This window comes from Nocardioides sp., from assembly GCF_035481145.1.
GTDB lineage: Bacteria > Actinomycetota > Actinomycetes > Propionibacteriales > Nocardioidaceae > Nocardioides.
This window is the reverse complement of record NZ_DATIHB010000141.1, coordinates 1-8012: the sequence shown is the minus strand read 5'-3', so window position 1 is coordinate 8012 and position 8012 is coordinate 1. Positions and strand designations below refer to the sequence as shown.

The window sequence follows — 8012 nt, the reverse complement described above, 5'->3', positions numbered from 1 at the left end:
GTGTTGGGCAGCGGCAGCCGGCCGATCCAGCCGTCGTCCTCGGCACCGAACGCGGCACACCGAGCCTGGTGGAGCGCGGCGAGGTCACGGCCGAGCTGGTCGGCGGCGTCGGCGCCAGGTCGTCCGGGCTCGATCCACGGCAGGAGCAGGCACGACTCGTCGTACGCGAGGGGGAGGGGCGCGGGCGCCCCTGCCGCGGCGAGCTGGCGCAGGCCGCGTGCCTCGCTGGCGAAGAAGCCCGCGGGCGGTCCCGCCTGGGACTTGAGCAGCACGACCCGGCCGTCGGAGAGGCGGAGCCGGGTGGCCGTGTTGATGTCGCCTCCGGCGACGGGCGCAGTCGAGACGACCGCCGTGCCGAGCAGCTGCTCCGCACGGCGAGCGATCGCCGACTGCCGGGTCATGACGCCTGCGTCCTGCTGGCCTCGGCCAGTGCTGCGAGCTCGGTGACGAGCGCGCCGGCCGTCCGTTCGATCATCGCCAGCACGTCGTCGAAGCCCTGCGGCCCGCCGTAGTAGGGATCCGGCACGTCGCCCTCGCCCTCGGGATCGAACGCCCGGAACATCAGCAGCCGCTCCTCCGGGACGCCGAGCGCTCCGAGGTCGGCGTGGTGTGAGGCGTCCATCGCCAGCACCAGGTCGTACGCCGAGGCGTGGGCGCCGCGGAACTGCTGGGCGCGGTGCCGGGACGCGTCGTAGCCGGCGGCGGTGAGGGTCGCGGCGGAGCGCCGGTCCATCGGCTCGCCGACGTGCCAGCCGCCGGTGCCGTAGGAGTCGACGGTGACGGTGAGACCGGCGCCGGTGAGGCCGGCCTCGGCGAGGCGCGCGTTGAGGACGACGTCGGCGACGGGGGAGCGGCAGATGTTGCCGAGGCAGACGACCGCTATGCGATAGCCCGGCCCGGTCGCCGGCGGGAGGGCAGGGCTCACGACCGGTCCTCCTCGGGGAGGAGGGCGCGGGTGAGCGCGGCGACGAGGGTGATCACGATGCTGCCGAAGAGGGCGGTCCAGAAGCCGTCGACGTGGAAGCCGACGTCGACCTGCTCGGCCAGCCAGCTCGTCAGGTGGAGCATGAGCGCGTTCACGACGAGCGCGAAGAGCCCGATCGTCAGGATGATCACCGGGAACGAGAAGAACTTCACCACCGGCTCGACCAGCGCGGTCACCAGCCCGAGGATCAGCGCCGCGCCCAGCAGCGGCGGCAGCTGCTGCTTCCAGTCGGCGCCGTCCACGGAGATGCCGTCGAAGAGCCACGCCGCCGCGGCCAGGCCGGCCATCGTCGACACGATCCAGATGAGGAGCTTCACGCCCAACAGCGTAGGACGGCGCCGCAATCTGGATACGCGCGGAGGAATGCGGTCACTTCTCGATCGGCCCCGACGGACTCCGGGTCAGCGGAGCTCCTGAACGATCTGCCGCTGTTCGCCGTCGATCGTGAGGGTCGCCAACGCTCCATTGACGAGCGGAAGATGTGGCGGCACGTGGCCGATCTCGACGTCGAACACGATCGGCAGTCCAAGGCGTCCGAGCGCGTCGAGCACGGCTTGCTCCTGCGTCATCTTCGGGTTCTCGGCGCCGTTGGTTCGGCCGATGACGATCGCCTTCGCCTGGTCGAACCACCCAGCCAGGCGGAGCCCGTGGAGGTTTCGGCAGATCGTCGCTGCCTCGTCCTCCGCCGCTTCGAGGTAGACCAGGAGACCCTCGCTGGCGTGCGTGCTGCCGAACGACGCGACATCGCCGTACGGCGTTCCGGCAAGGTTCGCCATGGTCTCGATACATCCGCCGATGAGTCGGCCGCTGACGTTCAGCGAATCGGCTCCGTGGAGTCTCCACCCACCTTCGCCGACCTGGCGCCAGTGCGTCGCCTTCGGATCCTCCTCGAAGCGCCACCAGTCAGCGATCAGACCCGAATCCCTTTGCACGTGAGGCCCGGTGTCTGACGCAAGGCGCGTCCAGGGCAGCAGCCCTCCGGGGGTGGCGTAGGGGGTGTCAGCCAGGTTGTCGCCGTGCAAGGTGGCCCAACCGAGGCGTGTGGTGATCGGCAGCAGGATGGTCGACAGGTCGGAGTAGCCGACCAGCCAGGTCGGTTCGGCTGCGGCGAGTGCATCCCAGTCGAGCAGGTCGACCAGGTCGATCGCCGTTTCGCCGCCCCACGGGGGCAACACACAGCGGACGTCTGGGTCACAGAGCATCGCGGTGAGCTCGGCGGCCCGCTGTTCGGCCGGGCCGGAGGTGATCCCTGATCCGTCCATGCACTCGCCCACGACGACTTCATAGCCCTGTAGTCGGAGCCACTCGACGCAGAAGTCGATCCGCTCGGCCCCCGGACCACTCGCGCCCGCCGACGGCGACGTCACCGCGATCGTGTCGCCCGGAAGGAGCGGAGCAGGGAATCGGATCATGGCCGCGACCATGCCAGCCGCATCGACGGCCGCGCAACGCGATTCGCCCGATACGCAAACGCGGGGCCTCGTTATGCCAACCCCGGGTCTCGACACGCCAAGACCCGGGTCTCGGCGAACCAGGACCCGGGTCTCGACGTACGTCACGCCGTACGGCTCACTCCTCCTTGCGACGGGTCAGGCGGAGGCCGGCTCCGATCAGGATGATCGCGGCGAGCGCGAGGGGCAGGATTCCCGCGGGGGCACCGGTCTGGGGGAGCGGCGAGCCCTGCGGACGCGGCGTCCGACCGGGGACGAACTCCTCCGGCGGGGCCGTGATGGAGGCCGTCACGACCACCTCGTTGGAGGTGAGCTTGTGGTGGACCATCGGCAGCTCGACCATGGCCGCGGAGGCCACCCGGGCACCCGCGCCGCCGCCACCGGAACCGGCGAGCCGGGCGAGGGCTTCCCCGTCGGTCGCCTGGACCGCTTCGTCCCACTCCAGGAACCCGATGTTCCAGAGGGTGGAGGTGAAGGTCTCCTCGGGCTCGAGGGCGAGGATGACGTCGACCGGAGCCTCCGGGAAGACCACGTCCATGACCGCCGTCCCGCCGATGGTGGCCCCCGCGTCGGGCTCGAGGTCGCCGATGTCCCAGGTGACCAGCTGTGTCTCCGGGTCGACCGAGGTCGTGCAGGTCAGTCCTTCTGCACAGACCGCGGATCCCTCGACCAGGCTCCCGTCGACCGTCGACACCGTGTCGTCGGGGTTGAAGCCGGGCACGTAGTCGGTGACCTTCACGTCGTGGAAGTTCTTCGGCCCGGTGGCCGCGACCCGCACGACGTAGCGGACGGTGTCGCCGAAGCCGACCTCGCCGTCGCTCTCGACCCACTCGCCGCCGATCCGCTCGAACTGGCGCTTGGCGACGATGGCGAGCTGCCCCTCGGCGAAGTCCGTCACCACGATCGGCGACATCTCTCCGCCGTCGACGAAGTTCAGCTCGTCGATCTGGACACCCATCACCGCGTCCTCGGGCAGCTCGTAGCCGGCCGGGGCGACGGTCTCCACCAGGAGGTAGCAACCGTGCTGGAGGTCGTGGAAGAGCGCCTGCCCGTCAGCCTCGGTCACGGCCGTGCCCACGAGGATCTGGCCCTCGGCGCCCGGCTCGGCGGAGAAGTCACAGCCACCCTCGGGCACCGCGCCCAGCGACCAGACCTGGAACGTCGCTCCCGCGAGGACCTCGTCGGTCTCCAGGTCGCGCTTCTCCACGACCATGGTGGTGACCGGCGGGGTCTCCGTCGTCGTCTCGCACTCGTCGTTGTCATCGGTGCCACCGGGCACGTCGCCCGGCGGGATGCACTCGCCGCCGTCGTCGGGCACCGGGGTGGCGACGTTGCGGAGCGTGACGCCCCAGGCGCCGTCGTTGATCTCCACGACGTAGGTGACCTGGAGGGTGTCGCCGGCGCCGAGGTTCTCCACGGTCCAGCTCAGCTCGGTCCCGTCGAGGGACAGGCCGTCGCCGAGCGAGACCACCGTGGCGTCGTCGAGGACGTCGGAGAGGTCGTCGGTGATGACGGTGTCGACGACGGCGTGCTCGGTGTCGTTGACGATCGTCAGCGTGTACTCCAGCTGCTCACCCGGCTCGGCGAGCTCGTCGCCGTCTCCCGATTCCTCGAGCAGTTCCACGGCCTTGTCGAGCGTGTAGTGCGGCGTGAAGTGCTCGGTGTGGTCGCACTCCTGGCCGTCGATGTCGAGGCAGGGCACGGGGCCCGGCGTGACGACGTTGTCGATCTCGGAGTTCCACGCGTCCGCCCCGACGGTGACCGTGTAGGTCAGCGTCAGCGGGGTGTCGCCGAGCTCCGCGACGGGCCAGGTGATGACGCCGCCGCTGATCGAGGCGCCTTCGTCCTCGAGACCCGAGACCCAGCCGTCCTCGACACCGGTGAGGTTGTCGGTGACCGTGATGTCCTCGACCGGGACTCCGTTGCCGACCTTGGAGAGCGTGACCGTGTAGTCGATCTGCTCGCCGGGCTGGACGGTGGAACCACTCGGCGGGTTGGAGGACTTCGCGACCGTCCACTCGCTCGGGATCGCGTGGTTGATGATCGTGCAGGTCACGCTCGTGGCGAGCGGCACCGTGACGGTCGAGTCGGTGACCTCGAGGTCGTCGTTCCCGGCCACGCACGTCCAGCCCTCGAGGTCCATCGAGTACGTCGTCGGGCCGGTCTCGGAGAGGACGAAGTCGCCCTCGGTGACCGCCGCGCTGGCGCCACCCGCACCGGTGAGCGTGGGCTCACCCTCGAGCGTCGGGTCGGCGCTCAGCGTGAACGCGTCGGCCGCCGTCTCGTCGCCGGTCTCGCCGGGGTCGACCACCTTGACCAGGGTCAGCTCCGAGGCGCACTCCACGGTGTTGAGGATCGTGTAGTGGTTCGTGCCGGCCAGGACGGTGTCGGCGTACGGCAGGCCGCCGCTGGCGGAGGGGACCGTGGAGCCGTGGCTCTCGACCACCTTCCCGCCGGTCGAGCGGCAGAGGTCGTTGCCGACCGTGACCTGCTCGTCGAGGCTGATCGGTGCGCCGCGGAGGAAGCCGCCGATGACGGTGTCCCAGTCCTGCTCGTTGCCGCTGACCAGCAGCTGCGCGTCGAGCTCGAGGTAACCGAGGCCGGCGTCGGCCAGCTCACTGTCGAGGACCGGCTCACCACCGTTGACCGACCAGTACTTGTCGACCTCGACGGTGGCGGGCACCGCGACGTTGACGATCGTGCAGGTGATGGACTCGGCGACTCCGATGGTCACGGCGTCGTCCACGACCGGCACTGCCTCCTGCGCGGCGTTGACGCACTGCCAGCCGGCCTCGCTCGGGTCGTAGCCGTCGGGGCCCGACTCGCTGAGGTCGTAGGTGCCGACCATGACGTCGTCCTCGACGATCGGACCCGGGCCGCTGAGCGGCTCCTGCGGTCCGGCCTGAGGCGTCGCCGTCAGCGTGAACGCCGAGGCCTCCGTGTCGTCGTTGGTCTCACCCGGGTCGACGATCTTGACCAGGGTCAGGTGCGGCCACCGCGCCGTGTTGGTGATCGTGCAGGTGACGTCCTGGCCCATGGCCAGGGTGACGGACGCATCGGTCACCGGGACGATGGCGTTGCCCTCGAGGCAGCTCCAGGTGCTCGCGTCGTACGTCGTCGGGCCGTCCTCGGAGAGGTCGTAGGTGCCCGCCTTCGCTGCGCCGGAGACGCCGGTCGTGCCGGAGATCGTCGCCTGGCCCGCGAAGTCGGGCTCCGCGGTCAGCGTCCAGTCATCAGCCTCGGCGTCGTCGCCCGTGCCGTTGTGCTCGACGACCTTGACCAGGGTCAGGCTGCCGGGGCTGTCCTCGTTGGTGAACGTGCAGGTGCGGGTCTCACCCGCGGGCACCTGCACGCTCGTGACCTCGCCCGCGCCGCAGTCGATGCCGGCCAGCGTGTAGCCCGCCGGGAGGGCCGTGTCGAGCGGCCACCCGGTCTCGGACAGGTCGTAGGTGGCACCCGCGGTGACGGTGAGGGTGTTGCCCTCGAGGGAGCCCTGCGTGGTCAGGTCGGCACCGCCGCCGGCGGGGGATGCGACGAGTGTGAAGTCGCCCGGTACGGCGGTGCCGCCGTTCGTGTTGTCCACGACCTTCTTCAGCACGAGCGCACCGTCGCAGGTGACCTCGTTGGTGATGGTGGCGTGGTTGGCGCCGCCGCCGAGGGCGACGTCGTGGGGGAGCGTCCCGTCGGCCGGGGTCTCTCCGTTGACCTCGGTGACGCTGCCGTGGGTCGTGCCGGCCCAGTCACAGAGGTCGTTGCCGAAGGTGACGGTCTCGTCGAGCGTGACCGTGGTGCCCTGGAGGTAGCCGTCGAGGGCGGTGTTCCAGGCCTCGTTGTTGCCGTCGACCGTCAGCTGGGCGCCGAGGCCCAGGTGCGCGGGCTCGGAGCCCTCCTGGACGGGTGCGCCACCGTTGATCACCCACATCTTGTCGACCTCGAGCGTGGAGGTGCGGCTGTTGGTGAACGTGCAGGTCACGGCCTCGTTGTCGGCCAAGGTCACGCTGACGGAGTTGGCTGTCTCCGTGCCGGCCTTGCTGCAGGTGATGTCGGTGAGGGTCCAGCCGTCAGGGATGTTCACCTCGGCCGCGGTCGTGGTGCCGGGCGGCACGCGGTAGGTGACGCTGTTCGGCAGCGTGCCCTCACCGTCGTCGTCCAGGTCGAACGCCGCGTTCAGGTCGTTCGGCGCGGCGAGCGTGAAGTGGAAGTCCTGGGCGTCGTTCGGGACGGCGTTCTTGACGATGGTGATCTCGCCCGCGTCGACCGCGTCGGCCATCAGCTGGTTGTCGCGGCTGCCGGTGTCGCAGCCGAAGTCTCCGGCCGTGCTGACCAGCGAGAAGTGGTACGGCGCGCCGTTGATCGTGCCGGCGCCGCTGTCCGGGCCGTAGTCCAGCTCGGAGGCGATGTGGCCGTCCCAGCCGATCACCGCGGTGCCGTCACTGGCGTCGGTGATCGTGAACGTGATCGTCACGGACACGGTGGTGGTGCCGGTCGCGGCGCCCACCGGCGCCGGTCCGTCGAAGTCCCCGGGGTGGGTCGAGCTCGTCCAGGAGGCCGTCGCGCCAGCGCTGCCGTCGATGTAGAGCCCGGTCACGTAGTCGTAGGCGTAGAGCCCGTTCTTCGTGCGGTCGAAGGTGAAGCCGATCGTGTACTCGCCGGGGACCAGGCCCTTCAGGTCGATCTTCTGGGGCACCAGGTCGCCCTCGGCGTAGTTGCTGTTGTTCTGGTTGAGGGCGCCGTTGATCCAGGACCCGCCCCCGCCCTCCGCGGTGTTCTGGGTGAAGCCGGTGACCGTGCAGTCAGGGTCCGGCAGCGGCTCCAGGGCGGGTGCTGCGGCCAGCCTCTGCGCCGTCGTGCCGCCGATGTTGGTCGACGTGCCGCCGGCGGTCGACTCGTCGCTGGTGGTGACCTCCGGCGCGGAGGGCTGCTCCGGGGCAGGTGCCTCCTGCGCCTCGGGTGCCGGCTCCGTGGGGGCAGGCTCCTCAGCCGCCGGCTCCTGGGCCGGCGGCTCTTCAGCGGTTTGGTCCGGGGGTGGGTCCACCACCTCCGTCGCGGTCACCTCACCGGCCGCGGCGGCCGTGTCGTCGGCGTACGCCGGAGCGAGGGTGAGGAAGGGGACGGTCAGGAAGGCGATCGCCAGCGCGAGGACCATCCGGAGCAGGCATACGACGGGTCGCGGGCGCGCAGAGCGTCCGCGAGGAGAACTGGTGGTCACGGTGAATCCCCCACAAGGTGCAGGTCCGCCGGCGCCCGAGCGGCGTGGCCTGGGTGAAACTGCGCGCCCCGCGCCTGCTGCCGAGCAGCGAGGTGGAAGCCAATGGCGCCGCGCCCGAGAGGAGCCCCCATGGCTCCCGGCGACGACGTGTCAGCGCTCTGATCCTTCTCCCGCGCAGGCTCGTACCGCACTGGGGGAGTACCCCAGCCGTGACCCCGGTGGTCATGCGGTCCGGGGTGCCCCAGCGTCGTCAGCCATCCAGCACCCGGGGCGCTCCGGCACGATCACGCGTGGTCCCGCGGCGTCGGGAAATGAGGCGGTGCCGGGAAACGAGCCGGGGCCCGGGGCGAGCTCTCGCTCGCGCCGG

Annotated in this window: 5 protein-coding genes; all 5 read right to left on the bottom strand. The window is 70.6% G+C overall.

Annotation, left to right across the window (positions count from 1 at the left end):
• On the bottom strand, window positions 1–401 hold a 401-nt coding region (locus VLF38_RS11880; RefSeq protein ID WP_325271474.1), incomplete at its 3' end, for a fructosamine kinase family protein.
• On the bottom strand, window positions 398–925 hold the full coding sequence (locus VLF38_RS11875; protein WP_325271473.1) for a low molecular weight protein-tyrosine-phosphatase: 528 nt from the start codon (window positions 923–925) through the stop codon (window positions 398–400). The genes VLF38_RS11880 and VLF38_RS11875, both read right to left, overlap by 4 nt.
• Complete coding sequence (locus VLF38_RS11870; protein ID WP_325271472.1) at window positions 922–1302, bottom strand: phage holin family protein; 381 nt, start codon at window positions 1300–1302, stop codon at window positions 922–924. Before VLF38_RS11870 ends, VLF38_RS11875 begins: the two co-directional genes overlap by 4 nt.
• Window positions 1303–1386: 84 nt before the next feature.
• Complete coding sequence (locus VLF38_RS11865; RefSeq protein WP_325271471.1) at window positions 1387–2544, bottom strand: S66 peptidase family protein; 1158 nt, start codon at window positions 2542–2544, stop codon at window positions 1387–1389.
• Between the two features lie 10 nt (window positions 2545–2554).
• Window positions 2555–7582 carry a SpaA isopeptide-forming pilin-related protein gene (locus tag VLF38_RS11860; protein ID WP_325271470.1) on the bottom strand — a complete coding sequence of 1676 codons (5028 nt, stop codon included), beginning with the start codon at window positions 7580–7582 and terminating at the stop codon, window positions 2555–2557.
• Between the last annotated feature and the right edge of the window lie 430 nt (window positions 7583–8012).